Source organism: Saccharopolyspora gloriosae (assembly GCF_014203325.1).
Taxonomy (GTDB): domain Bacteria; phylum Actinomycetota; class Actinomycetes; order Mycobacteriales; family Pseudonocardiaceae; genus Saccharopolyspora_C; species Saccharopolyspora_C gloriosae.
Genome location: NZ_JACHIV010000001.1, coordinates 1,309,618 through 1,325,007, shown reverse-complemented (window position 1 = coordinate 1,325,007; position 15,390 = coordinate 1,309,618). Strand labels below are relative to the sequence as shown.

At 66.6% G+C, this 15,390-nt stretch carries 5 protein-coding genes and 3 rRNA genes; 1 reads left to right on the top strand and 7 read right to left on the bottom strand.

What is annotated here, in order from left to right:
- Positions 1-25: 25 nt before the first annotated feature.
- From BJ969_RS06020 to BJ969_RS05990, 7 genes are all read right to left on the bottom strand, one after another.
- A complete protein-coding gene (locus BJ969_RS06020) occupies positions 26-778 on the bottom strand; it encodes a type 1 glutamine amidotransferase (RefSeq protein ID WP_184477855.1) in 753 nt (250 codons plus the stop codon).
- Positions 779-897: 119 nt separating this feature from the next.
- A 5S ribosomal RNA gene (gene rrf, locus BJ969_RS06015) occupies positions 898-1,015 on the bottom strand.
- A gap of 114 nt (positions 1,016-1,129) precedes the next feature.
- Positions 1,130-4,211, bottom strand: a 23S ribosomal RNA gene (locus tag BJ969_RS06010).
- Between the two features lie 217 nt (positions 4,212-4,428).
- Positions 4,429-5,948 (bottom strand): 16S ribosomal RNA (locus BJ969_RS06005).
- Together the 16S, 23S and 5S rRNA genes form the textbook arrangement of a ribosomal RNA operon.
- Positions 5,949-6,536: 588 nt before the next feature.
- Positions 6,537-10,235 carry an FkbM family methyltransferase gene (locus BJ969_RS06000; protein WP_184477854.1) on the bottom strand — a complete coding sequence of 1,233 codons (3,699 nt, stop codon included), beginning with the start codon at positions 10,233-10,235 and terminating at the stop codon, positions 6,537-6,539.
- 68 nt (positions 10,236-10,303) lie between these two features.
- Entirely contained in the window at positions 10,304-11,647 is a 1,344-nt protein-coding gene (gene glnA, locus BJ969_RS05995; RefSeq protein WP_184477853.1) for a type I glutamate--ammonia ligase, read from the bottom strand.
- 94 nt (positions 11,648-11,741) lie between these two features.
- On the bottom strand, positions 11,742-13,319 hold the full coding sequence (locus BJ969_RS05990) for an alpha/beta hydrolase (RefSeq protein WP_184477852.1): 1,578 nt from the start codon (positions 13,317-13,319) through the stop codon (positions 11,742-11,744).
- Positions 13,320-13,402: 83 nt separating this feature from the next.
- On the opposite strand from BJ969_RS05990, the gene BJ969_RS05985 reads away from it, so the two are divergent.
- Positions 13,403-15,148 (top strand): NAD+ synthase, encoded by a 1,746-nt coding sequence (locus tag BJ969_RS05985; protein ID WP_184477851.1) that lies wholly within the window; start codon positions 13,403-13,405, stop codon positions 15,146-15,148.
- The last annotated feature ends 242 nt before the right edge of the window (positions 15,149-15,390 follow it).

Below are 15,390 nucleotides of genomic sequence, written 5' to 3'. Positions count from 1 at the left end.
CCGACCACAGGCGACCGGCGCGGGCTCACGCCATCGGAAGCGCCCGAGTCCCCCTGCGCTGCTCCAGCGGAGTCGCGGCCAATCGGACGAAACGCTCCGCCACCGGTTCCCAGGTCTCGGCGAGCTCCGCGTGGAAGCGTTCGAGGTGCTCGGGGTCAAGCTGGCCGGGCCGGGCGGTGCTCGCCGCCTCCGGCATCGACTCCGCCCAGTCCAACACCGTGTCCGGGGTGGTCTCCACGTGGAACTGCAGCGCGTAAGCGCAGATCCCCACCCGGAACGCCTGGTTCTCGCAGGCGGGGGAAGACGCGAGCAGTTGTGCGCTCGGCGGCAGCCGGACCACCTCGTCGTTGTGGAACTGCAGCACGTCCGGCGTCAGCGGCAGCGCCCCGAACAGCGGATCGTCGGCCGCGGTGTCGCGCTTCGCGACGAGCAAGGTCCCCACCTCGGGCCCCTTCTTGACCGGCGCCACTCGTCCCCCTGCCGCCGCAGCCAACAGCTGCGCTCCCAAGCAGATCGCGAGCACCGGCAGCTGTCTGCTCACCGCCGCGCTGAGCAGCGCCCGAACATCGGCCAGCCACGGATGGTCCAGATCGTCGAGCGCGCCCATGCCGCCGCCCATCACGACCAGCGCGTCGTACTCGTCCAACGCCGACGGCGCGGGGATCTCAGGTGCCCGCACCACGTCCAGTTCCGCGCCGGCCGCACCCAACCATTCGCCGAGACGCCCCACCGGGGCGATCTCCGACGGTTCCACGACCAACATGCGCACGCGCTCCATCACAGAAGACTACGAGACACGTCCAGCCCGTCGAAACATCTGTTCAGGGGTGGTGTGGTGCCCTGGAATAGCAGAAACGCCCCACAGTCTATGACTGTGGGGCGTTTCCCGTTGAGTATTGTCGGCGGTGTCCTACTCTCCCACACCCTATCGAGTGCAGTACCATCGGCGCTGGAGGGCTTAGCTTCCGGGTTCGGAATGGGACCGGGCGTTCCCCGCTCCGCTAAAACCACCGACAAACCACATACACCACAACCATCACCCAGTGAATCGCGTGGTGAAACCTATTCAGAAATCAACAACCCAAAGTTGTTGTCTCAGACACCGTATAGTGGATGCGTAGCAATCTTTGTGAACAAGTCCTCGGCCTATTAGTACCCGTCCACTCCACACATTACTGTGCTTCCATGCCGAGCCTATCAACCCCATCATCTCTAGGAGGCCTTAACCCACAAGGGGTGGGAGACGTCATCTTGGAACAGGCTTCCCGCTTAGATGCTTTCAGCGGTTATCCCTCCCGAACGTAGCCAACCAGCCCTGCTCCTGGCGGAACAACTGGCACACCAGAGGTCCGTCCGTCCCGGTCCTCTCGTACTAGGGACAGCCTTCCTCACATCTCCTACGCGCGCGGCGGATAGGGACCGAACTGTCTCACGACGTTCTAAACCCAGCTCGCGTGCCGCTTTAATGGGCGAACAGCCCAACCCTTGGGACCAACTCCAGCCCCAGGATGCGACGAGCCGACATCGAGGTGCCAAACCATGCCGTCGATATGGACTCTTGGGCAAGATCAGCCTGTTATCCCCGGGGTACCTTTTATCCGTTGAGCGACACCGCTTCCACCTGCCAGTGCCGGATCACTAGTCCCTGCTTTCGCACCTGCTCGACCTGTCAGTCTCACAGTCAAGCTCCCTTATACACTTACACTCAACACCTGATGACCAACCAGGCTGAGGGAACCTTTGGGCGCCTCCGTTACCCTTTGGGAGGCAACCGCCCCAGTTAAACTACCCACCAGGCACTGTCCCTGAACCCGATCAGGGTCCGAGGTTCAGATGCTCAGAACGACCAGAGTGGTATTTCAACAACGACTCCACACCCACTAGCGTGAACGCTTCACAGTCTCCCACCTATCCTACACAAGCCGCACCGAACACCAATACCAAGCTATAGTAAAGGTCCCGGGGTCTTTCCGTCCTGCCGCGCGAAACGAGCATCTTTACTCGTACTGCAATTTCACCGGGCCTGTGGTCGAGACAGCGGAGAAGTCGTTACGCCATTCGTGCAGGTCGGAACTTACCCGACAAGGAATTTCGCTACCTTAGGATGGTTATAGTTACCACCGCCGTTTACTGGCGCTTAAATTCTCCGCTTCACACCAAAAGATGCTAACGGGTCCTCTTAACGTTCCAGCACCGGGCAGGCGTCAGTCCGTATACATCGTCTTACGACTTCGCACGGACCTGTGTTTTTAGTAAACAGTCGCTTCTCCCTGGCCTCTGCGGCCACCACCAGCTCCCACCGCAAGGATGATCACCAGCCGTGGCCCCCCTTCTCCCGAAGTTACGGGGGCAATTTGCCGAATTCCTTGACCACAGTTCACCCGACCGCCTCGGTATACTCTACCTGACCACCTGTGTCGGTTTCGGGTACGGGCCATGCACACACATCGCTAGAGGCTTTTCTCGGTAGCACGGGATCACTGACTTCACCACAACGGCTACGCATCACCCCTCACCCTTCACGCCGCCCGGATTTACCTAGACGACAGGCTACAGGCTTACACCAGTACTACCACTCACTGGCACAGCTACCCCACTACGTCACCCCATCACTTGACTACCGCGGAATCAGGTCCCATGCACTCACACAACAACTCCGAAGAGCCACCATGCTCGCGGATGGTTAGTCTCAACCGTTTCACCATGGGCGCGTGCACACGGGTACGGGAATATCAACCCGTTCTCCATCGACTACGCCTGTCGGCCTCGCCTTAGGCCCCGACTCACCCTGGGCGGACGAACCTGCCCCAGGAACCCTTAGTCAATCGGCGGCAGAGATTCTCACTCTGCTCTCGCTACTCATGCCTGCATTCTCACTCCCACACACTCCACGCCAGCCTTACGGCGACGCTTCACTGCATGCAGGACGCTCCCCTACCCAACCAAGCAAAACTTGATTGACACGGCTTCGGCGGTGCACTTCAGCCCCGCTACATTGTCGGCGCAGGACCACTTGACCAGTGAGCTATTACGCACTCTTTCAAGGATGGCTGCTTCTAAGCCAACCTCCTGGTTGTCTGGGCAATCCCACATCCTTTCCCACTGAGCGCACACTTAGGGGCCTTAGCCGGTGTTCTGGGCTGTTTCCCTCTCGACGATGAAGCTTCTCCCCCACCGTCTCACTGCCACGCTCAACCCAGGCGTATTCGGAGTTTAGCTGACGTCAGTAACCCATAAGGCCCATCAACCAACCAGTGCTCTACCCCACCCAGGCAACACGCAACGCTGCACCTAAATGCATTTCGGGGAGAACCAGCTATCACGGAGTTTGATTGGCCTTTCACCCCTACCCACAACTCATCCCCCAGGTTTTCAACCCTGGTGGGTTCGGGCCTCCACACGGTCTTACCCGCGCTTCACCCTGGCCATGGGTAGATCACTCCGCTTCGGGTCTGCACCACGCGACTCAACGCCCTCTTCAGACTCGCTTTCGCTCCGGCTACCCCACACAAGGTTAACCTCGCCACGCAGCAGCAACTCGCAGGCTCATTCTTCAAAAGGCACGCCATCACACAACCCCAAAAGGTCACGCTCTGACGGATTGCAGGCACATGGTTTCAGGAACTATTTCACTCCCCTCCCGGGGTACTTTTCACCATTCCCTCACGGTACTATCCACTATCGGTCACCAGGAAGTATTTAGGCTTAGCGAGTGGTCCCGCCAGATTCACAGCACCCTCCACGGAAACGCTGCTACTCGGGAACACCACCACACGCGCCATGTGCATTTTCGCCTACGGGACTCTCACCCACTCCGGCCAGGCATCCCAACCTGTTCAACTAACACACACAACCACGCTGAAGAGCCGGCAGCCTCCTCCAGTAATGCCCCACAACACCGAACACGCAACCCCTGCCAGGTATCCCACGCGCCCGGTTTAGCCTCCTCCGCTTTCGCTCGCCACTACTCACGGAATCACCAGTGTTTTCTCTTCCTACGGGTACTAAGATGTTTCACTTCCCCGCGTTCCCCCCGCAACCCTATACATTCAGGAAGCGGTAACCCGACATCACTCGGGCTGGGTTTCCCCATTCGGACACCCTCGGATCACAGCTCGGTTGACAGCTCCCCGAGGCATTTCGCAGCCTCCCACGTCCTTCATCGGCCCCTGGTACCAAGGCATCCACCATGTGCCCTACATAACTTGGCCACAAAGATGCTCGCATCCACTATACAGTTCTCAAACAACAACCAAGAAAACACACCACGTGTGTTCCCTCAGACACCCAACAGCGTGCGATGATGAAAAACAGAGCAGCATTTCCACTAATCCTATGAGCCTTCCAAGCAGAGAAACACATGTCCTCTAAACCCGGAACACCCCACAACCCGGTCACCCGGACTATGGATGTGATATTGCTCCTTAGAAAGGAGGTGATCCAGCCGCACCTTCCGGTACGGCTACCTTGTTACGACTTCGTCCCAATCGCCAGTCCCACCTTCGACCACTCCCCCCACAAGGGTTGGGCCATGGGCTTCGGGTGTTACCGACTTTCATGACGTGACGGGCGGTGTGTACAAGGCCCGGGAACGTATTCACCGCAGCACTGCTGATCTGCGATTACTAGCGACTCCGACTTCACGGGGTCGAGTTGCAGACCCCGATCCGAACTGAGACCGGCTTTAGGGATTCGCTCCACCTCACGGTATCGCAACCCTCTGTACCAGCCATTGTAGCATGTGTGAAGCCCTGGGCATAAGGGGCATGATGACTTGACGTCATCCCCACCTTCCTCCGAGTTGACCCCGGCAGTCTCCTGCGAGTCCCCACCATCACGTGCTGGCAACACAGGACAAGGGTTGCGCTCGTTGCGGGACTTAACCCAACATCTCACGACACGAGCTGACGACAGCCATGCACCACCTGCACACAGGCCACAAGGGAAACCCCCTCTCAGGGGCGATCCTGTGCATGTCAAACCCAGGTAAGGTTCTTCGCGTTGCATCGAATTAATCCACATGCTCCGCCGCTTGTGCGGGCCCCCGTCAATTCCTTTGAGTTTTAGCCTTGCGGCCGTACTCCCCAGGCGGGGCGCTTAATGCGTTAGCTACGGCACAGGAACCGTGGAAACAGTCCCCACACCTAGCGCCCACCGTTTACGGCGTGGACTACCAGGGTATCTAATCCTGTTCGCTCCCCACGCTTTCGCTCCTCAGCGTCAGTATCGGCCCAGAGACCCGCCTTCGCCACCGGTGTTCCTCCTGATATCTGCGCATTTCACCGCTACACCAGGAATTCCAGTCTCCCCTACCGAACTCAAGTCTGCCCGTATCGACCGCACGCCCACCGTTAAGCGGCAGGTTTTCACGGCCGACGCGACAAACCGCCTACGAGCTCTTTACGCCCAATAATTCCGGACAACGCTCGCACCCTACGTATTACCGCGGCTGCTGGCACGTAGTTAGCCGGTGCTTCTTCTACACCTACCGTCACCCGAAGGCTTCGTCGATGTCGAAAGAGGTTTACAACCCGAAGGCCGTCATCCCCCACGCGGCGTTGCTGCGTCAGGCTTTCGCCCATTGCGCAAGATTCCCCACTGCTGCCTCCCGTAGGAGTCTGGGCCGTGTCTCAGTCCCAGTGTGGCCGGTCACCCTCTCAGGCCGGCTACCCGTCGTCGCCTTGGTAGGCCATCACCCCACCAACAAGCTGATAGGCCGCGGGCTCAACCTGCACCGCCGGAACTTTCCACACACAGACCATGCGGCCATGTGTCCTATCCGGTATTAGACCTCGTTTCCAAGGCTTATCCCAGAGTGCAGGGCAGATTACCCACGTGTTACTCACCCGTTCGCCACTCATCCACCCCGAAGGGCTTCAGCGTTCGACTTGCATGTGTTAAGCACGCCGCCAGCGTTCGTCCTGAGCCAGGATCAAACTCTCCAACAATGTTTAGAGAAAAATCCTGCCCCGAAATAAACGAGGCACCCCGATCAAAACCACAAAGGCCGACCAGGGCATAAAATCAATCTAATGAGTTACCACTCATCATCATCGGCACGCTGTTGAGTTCTCAAAGAACACACCCACACCATCACCCACAACCCCCAACCTCAGGGCCGCGAACTCCGGGGAGTCATTTCCGTCTTTCGTTCTTGCGATGTTTCAAACTCTAGCAGGCTCGATTTCGGCCGTTTTCAGGGGGGTCACTTCGCGGTCACCCGCACCCTGGTCGGCCAGATCGTCGACCTGATTTGGAGTTGTCCACTGCTAAGTCGTGACCCGCTCCCGTGGAAGCGCCTCTCGGATCTTAGCGACTGTCGTACGTTACCCGGTCCGCTTCGCGGTGTCAAACCCGCGCGTCCCGTCCGGTGCGCGCTACTGGGAATCCCCAGGCGCCGCCACCTTCGCCGTCCCCGCCAGGCTCTTGCGTCCTGTTCCGTCCGGCTTGCCGTGCGACGTGGAGAAAGTTACGCACACTCTCCGTGAATGTCAAATCGCCTGGTCAGACTCTTGACATTCACCGTTCACCGCGATTCAGGACTTGCCTTTGGGGCGCAGCCAGAGCTTGACCGTGCTCGTGGAGCCGGCGGCGTCGATCGCCTCCAGCAGTTCGGAGGCCGAGACCGCGGTCGTGCGGCCCACGGGGACCAGCTCGTAACCCCAGGTGCCGAACTCGTGCAATGCCGTGGCCGGGTCGTCTCCGAGTTCCGTGATGCCGGAAGGGGTGAACGAGCACACGATCGACGGACGATCCCGCCGGAGCAGGCGGACCAGGCCGCCGAGGACCCGGTGCACGCGGGCGCCGACGTCGACGTGCACCACCGACAGCGTCATGTCGTGCAGCGTCGAGGTGTTCTCCAGTTCCTTGTCGAGCCGCACCCCCGGTACGCGCGCGTCCGGGTCCTCGGGGTCCGACTCCTCCGCCGGACGCACCGAGACTCCGCCCGCCAGCGACGGTTCGGCGACCAGGTCGGCGGGGGCGTCCCAAGCCGCGGCGGCGAGGGTGACCAGGCGGTGGCCCCACGCCGAGGGGACGTTCACCTCGACGTTGCGGTTGAGCAGTGCGCGGCCGTCCGCGCTGGGCTCGACCGCGATCACGGCGCCGCTGTTGCCGAGCCTGCTCAGCACCCGGACGGTCTGGTAGCCGACGTAGGCGCCGACGTCGAGGAACACGCCGTCCGGTTCGAGCAGCGAGTCGATCAGCCCGGAGACCTCCGCGTCCCACGTGGCGTGCGAGGACAGCCACGGCAGCATCATGGCGTCGTCGGCGGGCAGCCGGAGCAGGCCCGCGTCGCAGAGCACCGGGGTGCTGGTGCCGTCGGCGGTGCCGGTGTTGCGCTCGTGCTCGCGCAGCAGGATGCGTTGCAGCACGTCCGTGCGGTGCAGGGCGTAGGCGGCGTCGCTGGTCGCGGAGCGCAGGGTGGTTTCGAGCTCCTGGTTGCGGGCCTGTTCGCGCTCGTTCTCCAGCGCGTCGATCCGGTCCAGGGTCCGCTCCACCGCGCCGGTGAGGCTGTCGAGCCGCTGCGCCAGCAGGTCGTCGCGGTCGGGCTCACCGCCGCCCGAGCCGCCGCCCGCCTCCAGCGCGCGCAGCCGCCGGTGCTGGTCGGCGAGGTCGGCGCGGGCCCGCACCATGCCGTCGTCGGTGCTGGTGAGGCGTTCGTCGAGCTGGTCGTGGCGCTGGTCGATGCGGCCGAGTTCGGTGCGGAGCAGGTCGAGCTCCTCCCCTCCCCCGTCCGCGTCGTACTGGCGGCGCAGCAGCTCAGCCGCGGTCTGCTCCACGCCGTCGACCATGGAGCGCAGCACGTCGCGGATGTGCTCGTCGTAATGGCTGAGCACCCGCAGCACCGCCTTGCGCAGCGCGGGGGCCACCGAGTTGCGGCCACCGGCGCCGACGTCGGGGGCGCGGTGCAGCGCGTGGCGCGCCACCAGCAGCGGGTGCAGCGGGTCGTCGAGGTCGCCGTGGCGATCCTTCGCCCACTTGGTGCGCCAGTTCCGGTAGGCGTGCTCGACGTGCTCGCGCAACCGCTCGGCGGCGTGGTTGACGCTGTGCTGCGCGAGCAGGTGATCGCGGGCGCGGCGGCCGGCCGCGGCGGTCTCCTCGGGGTCGTCGGCCGCGGTGCGCAGGGCGACGGCGGCGGCCTCGACGTCCGGTTCGCCTTGGCCTTGGCAGGGCACGAGGCTCGCCCCGGCGGAGCCGAGCAGCTCGGTGACGGCGCCGTGGTCCGCGGCGAGCACCGGCACGCCGTGCGCGGCGACCTCCAGCAACCGCAGCGCGTACCGGTCACCGCCCGCCGGGCGGTGCAGCGAGGCCACGGCGTCCGCGGCGGACAGCAGGCCCACGGTGGCGATCTCCTCCTCGACGAGGTGCACCCGCGGGTCGGCGGCCGTGGCCAGCCGCAGGCGCTCGGCCGCCTCCGGGTGTTCGGCCGCACCGGTGACGGCGACGAGCAGGTGCACGTCCTCGCGTTCGGGGAACGCGGCGAAGAAGGCCGTGACCAGGCCGAGGATGTTGTCGCGACGTTCGTCGGAGTGGTCGGCGAAAGCACCGATGACGAACTCCTCGGACAACCCGAACCGGGCGCGTGCCGCCTTCCGCGTCGGCAGGTCCACCGGCCCCGGGTCGAGCAGCGGGAGGGCGACGACCCGCGTGGTAGGCCCGCCCGCGCGCCGGGCGGCCTGGCGGGCCGCTTCGGAGAGCACCCATGCCTCCACCGCGCCGTCCGCGTCGGTGGTGTCGGGTTGCACGTCGATCAGGTGGCGTCCCGCGGGCACCGTCAGGCCGGGCTCGCAGCGCAGCACCACCGGGTAGTACGGGGTGTCCGCGGAGGGCAGCCCGGAGGCGCGCACGGCGGCTCGGACGAGTTCGGCGGTGCGGCCGGTGCCGAGGATGGCGACGCCGAGCTGGTCGACGAGCGTCGAGCCGTCGGTGCCGCCGAGGTTGCGCACCGCGGCGGCAGGTACCCGGCCGCTGGCGACGCCGACGCCCGCGCACCATTCGCGGAACGCGTCGGCGTCCGCGCCGAACGGGTCGGGGTAGTTCTTGCGCAGCACCTGGTCGTCGGCCCAGACCGCCGCGGTCCAGCGGGAACCGCCGGTGGCCCGCTGCCGTTCGTCAACGGGCTCGCAGGCCCAGTCGAGGAAGTCCTCGACGCCGGCGCCGGTGGCGAACGGGCTCGTCGGTGCCTGGTCGCGCTGCCAGGCGTCGAGGTAGTCGCGCCGCAGCGGTTCGGGCAGCGGGGTGCCGTCCGGCAGGGCGTCGTAGGGGTGCGGCTGTTCCCGCGTGTAGCCCGCTTCGACGAGCTCGTTGCGGTAGGCCGCGCAGAGCCCGGCGAGCACCGGATGTTCCGAGAGCAGCACTCGCGGGCGGTCGGCGTAGTGCGTGGACAGCAGCCAGGGCCGCTGCGGCTGGAACCCGTCGAAGTGGATGCTGCGCAGCTGGGCACCGTCGACCGCGTGCCCGCCGTCGCCGGTGGGGATGAGTTCGCGTTGCGCCGCGTTCCACACCGACAGCCCCACGCCCGGGTCGCGCAGCACGTGGTGGTCGATCAGCGCGGGTGCGCCGTCGAGCAGCATGCCGACGCTGGGGTCGGCGCGGACCTGCTCGGCCCACGCGGTGAGGAAGTCCTCCGCGCCGGGGCGCACGCCGAGCACGCTCGGGTCGAACGGGCCGGATTCGACCAGGTCGGTGGCGCTCGGGCGGAACCCGTCGGCGTAGAGGGTCCGCAGCACCCTCGGCACCAGCGCGACCGGGCGGTCCGGGGACAGCTCGCGCAGCAGGTCGTCGAATTCGCTGAACACCTGCACCGACGGTTCGAGGTAGAGCACGGTGGCGCCGGTGGCCACCAGGTGCTGCAGCAGCCGGGGGCGCAGCACGGCGCGCAGCTGGTCCGCGGTGCAGGCGACGGCGAGTCCGGCGAGCTCGTCGGCGTCGACGCCGATCCGCGCCGGGGTGAGCACGTCACCGCTGAGCTCGCCGCCGATGGGCAGCACCACGAACCGGGCTCCGGGGTGGCTGTGCAGGAACGATTCGCGCAGCACCCGCGCGGCGGGCAGCTGGCCCGGTCCGGCGACGGTGCAGCCGATCAGGGTGGCCTGATCGGCGTCGAAGCCCGCGGCGGGGTCCGGGTGCTCGGCCGGCCATTCCGGTTCGTCCGCCCGGTGCTCCAACAGGTCGGAGGTGGCTTCGGCGTCGGGGCCACCGGAGGGCTCGGGCTGCGGCTGCGAATCAGTCACGGGGCGAACCTATCGCCCCACCCTCCGGGTGCCCACGACCTGACCCCACGAGATCGGTTTGAGCCCGGTCACAACATCGGCATCAGGCTCTGCAGCTCGTACGGCGTGACGCGGCTGCGGTAGGAGTCCCACTCGTTGCGCTTGTTGCGGAGGAAGAAGTCGAAGACGTGCTCGCCGAGGGTTTCGGCGACCAGCTCGGAGTTCTCCATCTCGCTCAACGCGTCGTTGAGGTTCTGCGGCAGGCTGGCGTACCCGGCGGCCTTGCGCTCGCCTTCGGTCAGCGACCACACGTCGTCCTCGGTGGCGGGCGGCAGCTCGTAGCCCTTCTCCACGCCGCGCAGCCCGGCGGCGAGGATCACCGCGTACGCCAGGTACGGGTTGCAGGCCGAGTCGGGGCTGCGGACCTCGACGCGCCGCGAGGAGGACTTGCCGGGCGAGTACATCGGCACCCGCACCAGCGCGGAGCGGTTGGCGTGGCCCCAGCAGACCGCGGTGGGCGCCTCGCCGCCGACGATGAGCCGCTTGTACGAGTTCACCCACTGGTTGGTGACGGCGCTGATCTCGCGCGCGTGGGTGAGGATGCCCGCGACGAACGCCCGCCCGGTGTCGGAGAGCTCGTAGGGGTTCTCCGGGTGGTAGAAGGCGTTCTGGTCGCCTTCGAACAGGCTGAAGTGGGTGTGCATGCCGGAACCGGGCTGCGCGGTGAACGGCTTGGGCATGAAGGAGGCGTGCACGCCCTGCATGAGGGCGACCTCCTTGACGGTGTAGCGGAAGGTCATCACGTTGTCGGCCATGGTGAGCGCGTCGGCGTAGCGCAGGTCGATCTCCTGCTGGCCGGGGGCGCCCTCGTGGTGGCTGAACTCGACGGAGATGCCCATCGCTTCGAGCGTTTCGATGGCGTTGCGCCGGAAGTGCGGGGCGGCGTCGTGGCTGGCCTGGTCGAAGTAGCCGCCGGAGTCGGCGGGTTCCGGTTCGACCCCGGTGGTCGGCAGGTTCTTCAGCAGGAAGAACTCGATCTCGGGGTGCACGTAGCAGGTGAACCCGGCTTCGGTGGCCTTCGACAGGGTGCGGCGCAGGACGTGGCGCGGGTCGGCCCAGCACGGGGAGCCGTCGGGCATCGCGATGTCGCAGAACATGCGGGCCGAGTAGTGCTCGCCGTCGGGCGTCTCCCAGGGCAGCACTTGGAACGTGGTCGGGTCGGGCTTGGCGACCATGTCCGACTCGTAGATCCGTGAGAATCCTTCGATGGCGGAGCCGTCGAACCCGATGCCCTCGCTGAAGGCCCCCTCGAGTTCGGCGGGCGAGATCGCCACGGACTTGAGGATGCCGAGGACGTCGGTGAACCACAGCCGCACGAAGCGGATGTCACGTTCCTCCAGGGTGCGGAGCACGAACTCCTGCTGGCGGTTCATGCTCGCAGCCTAATTCCTGCGGTTCCCGCGACGCCCGACCGTGCGCGTTGAGTCCTCGTTACCGTCCGGTTCCGCGGCCGGTCGCGGTGGCGGGTCACTTGCACCGGGTGCCGTCCGCGGGCAGTTCGAGCTCGGTCAGGTAGTCGATGCCCGCGTCGTCCACGCACGAGTTGCCCTGGAGGAACGCGGTGTGCTGGGTGCCTTCGAAGGTGAGCAGCCTGCCGCGCAGCGCCTTCGCGAGGTTGACCCCCGCGTCGTAGGGCGTGGCCGGGTCGCCGGTGGTCGAGATCACCAGGGTGGGCGGCAGGCCCTGCACCTGGGGTTGGGCCGCGTCGCCGGTGACCGGCACGGGCCAGAACGAGCACATGTCCATGGCGCTGTTGGCGGGCAGGCCGTCGTCGAGGAAGGGCGCCGCCTCGCGGTAGCGGCGGTCCGCTTCGCGCAGCACGGCGCGGTCGGTGACGCGCGGATCGTCGACGCAGCGCACGGCGTTGAACGCGTCGGTGATGTTGCTGTAGGAGCCGTTGGCCTCACGGCCGTAGTAGGAGTCGGCGAGGGTCAGCAGCACGGTGCCGCGGCCCTGGGCGAGCTCACCGAGGCCGGTGTTGAGCGCGGGCCACATGCTCTGCGCGTAGAGCGCTTGGACGGCCGCGGTCGTGGCGTCGGTGTAGGAGAGCTCCCGGTCGCCCGCGGGCACCGGGTGTTCCAGCAGCGGCCGGGCGAGTCGCTGGAACGCCGGGACGGCCCGTGACGGGTCGGCGCCGAGGGCGCACTGGTTCTGCCCGGCGCACCACCGTGCGAAGGACTCGAAGGCGCGCTGGAAGCCGGCGCCCTGCATGACCTGCTGCTCGATGGCGTCCTGGCCGGGGTCGATGGCGCCGTCGAGGATCATCGCCCGCACGTTGCCGGGGAACCGCTCGGCGTACGCGGAGCCGATGCGGGTGCCGTAGGAGTAGCCGAGGTAGGTCAGCTGCGGATCGCCGAGCGCGGAGCGCAGCACGTCCATGTCCTGGACGACGTCGCGGGTGCCGACGTGGGCGAGCACGTCCTCGCCGGTCCGCTGCACGCACTTGCCGGTGTAGTCGCGCACTTCCCGCTCGGTCTGCGCGGTGCCCTCCGGGGAGGTGTCGGCGTCGGAGTCGAGCCGGTCGGCGTCCCACTCCTCGTCGGTGAGGCAGCGGACCTCGGGTTCGCTGGCGCCGATGCCGCGCGGGTCGAAGCCGATCTGGTCGAAGCGCTCACCGAGGTCGGTGGGCTCCAAGGTGGGGGCGAGGCTCGCGGCGGCGCTCATGCCGGAGGCGCCGGGGCCGCCGGGGTTCATCAGCAGCGAGCCGATGCGGGTGTCCGGGTCGGTCGCCGGTTTGCGCAGCACGCCGATGTTGATCTGGCGGCCTTCCGGCCGCTCGTAGTCCAGCGGCACGCGCAACCGGGCGCACTCCAGCGTCCGGTCCTGGTAGACGCCCTGGTCGGCGCTGGTGGTGGCGTACTCCGCGCACGGGCCCCAGTCGAGCTCTTGGCCGTAGAACTCCTCCAGACCGGCCGGGACCGCGCCCGCCGGGCCGCTGCGCTCGGTGCGCGGCTGCAGCAGCGGTCCGCTCGACGGCGAGGGGGCGCAGGCGGCAGCACCGCTGAGCAGCAACAGCGCGCATCCGGCGGTCAGCAAGCGACTCATTCGGGGGATGGTGTCACGCGTTCGGCGTCGGCTTCGTCACGGGCGGTGGGACTTCGTCCGGCGCGTGCGCGAAGATGACGTTCATGCCGCAGCTGCGCCTCGCTCTAGCCCAGGTCAACGCGACCGTCGGGGACATCGCCGGGAACACGGCGATGGTCCTGGAATGGACCCGCAGGGCCGTGCAGGAAGGCGCCCACGTGGTCGCCTTCCCGGAAACGGTGCTCGCCGGATACCCGGTGGAGGACTTGGCGCTGCGCAAGTCGTTCGCCGCGGCGAACCGCGCCGCGATCGACGCGCTGGCGGTGAACCTGCGCGAAGCCGGGTGCGGGGACGCGCTGGTCGTGGTGGGCCACCTGGACCGCGACGACGAAGGGGTGCGCAACTCGGCTTCGCTGCTGTTCGGCGGTGAGGTCGTGGCGACCTACGACAAGTACCACCTGCCGAACTACGGCGTGTTCGACGAGGCGCGGTACTTCGCGCCGGGCTTCGACCTGCCGATCGTGAAGCTGCACGGCCTGGACATCGGCGTGGTGATCTGCGAGGACATCTGGCAGAACGGCGGCCCGGTGGCCGCGCTGGGCCAGGTCGGCGTGGACCTCGTGGTGTGCGTGAACTCCTCGCCGTACGAGCGCTCCAAGGACGACGTGCGGGTTCCGCTGGTGGCGCGCCGGGCCGCGGAGGCGGGTGCGCCGATCGCGTACGTGAACATGGTCGGCGCGCAGGACGACCTGGTCTTCGACGGCGATTCGATCGTGATGGGCGCCGACGGCGAGGTGCTCGCGCGGGCGCCGCAGTTCACCGAGCACCTGCTGGTGCTGGACGTGGACGTGCCCGCCGGCGGGCACACGGCCACGACGGTGCCGGAGCAGCCGGGCCGGATCCGGATGCCCGCGTTCGACGTGACGCGCACGGTGCTGCAGCCCGATCCGCTGCCCGCCTACGAGCCGCTGCCCGCTCCGCCCGGCGTGGAGCCGCTGCCGGAGCTCGCCGAGACCTGGGCGGCGCTGGTGACGGGCTTGCGGGATTACGTGCACAAGAACGGTTTCCGGTCGGTGACGTTCGGGTTTTCCGGGGGCATCGACTCGGCGGTGTGCGCAGCGCTGGCCGCGGACGCGCTGGGGCCGGACGCGCTGCACGGGGTGTCGATGCCGTCGCACTACTCCTCGGAGCACTCCCGGTCGGACGCGGCCGAGCTGGCCCGCCGGTTGGGCTGCCACTTCGAGGAGCGTCCGGTGGCGGACATGGTCGCGGCGTTCGTCGGGCCGCTGGGCTTGACGGGGCTCGCGGAGGAGAACGTGCAGGCCCGCTGCCGGGGCATCACGTTGATGGCGATGTCGAACCAGCACGGTCACCTGGTGCTGGCGCCGGGGAACAAGACGGAGCTGGCGGTCGGCTACTCCACGATCTACGGCGACGCGGTCGGCGGGTTCGCGCCGATCAAGGACGTGCCGAAGACGCTGGTGTGGGAACTGGCGAGGTGGCGCAACGCGGAGGCGGAGAAGCTCGGCGAAGTGCCGCCGATCCCGGAGAACTCGATCGAGAAGGTGCCATCGGCGGAGCTGCGGCCCGATCAGACCGACCAGGACTCGCTGCCGCCCTACGACGTGCTGGACGCGGTGCTGGACGGCTACGTCGAGGGCGATCGGGACTACTCGGACCTGGTCGCGGACGGGTTCGACGCGGAGCTCGTGGAGCGGGTGATCCGGATGGTCGACGGGGCGGAGTACAAGCGCCGCCAGTACCCGCCGGGCACCAAGATCACGCTGAAGGCCTTCGGCCGCGACCGGCGCCTGCCGATCACCAACCGCTGGCGCGAAAGCCGCCCCTGAGCCGGGTCGTTCACGCCCTGCCCGGAGCGGCCCGAACCCGCGCCGCTGCGGACGACTCGCGCGTTTTGGCGAGGAATCGTTCGGGCCGCATCTCGGCTGATCATGGCGAATCGGCTCGTTGAGCTGCCGCGATGTGGACCGAATGATCTTTTCCGGGTCCTGGAGAGCGTCGATTTCTCGCTGAATTGCGGGGCGCTTCAGGGCTTTTGCGAGGTTTTCGGCTCGGGCCGGAGCCGTGGCCG

Coding starts and splice junctions, on each gene's coding strand:
- BJ969_RS06020 (WP_184477855.1), bottom strand. CDS start 778: ATGGAGCGCGTGCGCATGTTGGTCGTGGAACCGTCGGAGATCGCCCCG.
- glnA (WP_184477853.1), bottom strand. CDS start 11,647: ATGAACCGCCAGCAGGAGTTCGTGCTCCGCACCCTGGAGGAACGTGAC.
- BJ969_RS05985 (WP_184477851.1), top strand. CDS start 13,403: ATGCCGCAGCTGCGCCTCGCTCTAGCCCAGGTCAACGCGACCGTCGGG.
- BJ969_RS05990 (WP_184477852.1), bottom strand. CDS start 13,319: ATGAGTCGCTTGCTGACCGCCGGATGCGCGCTGTTGCTGCTCAGCGGT.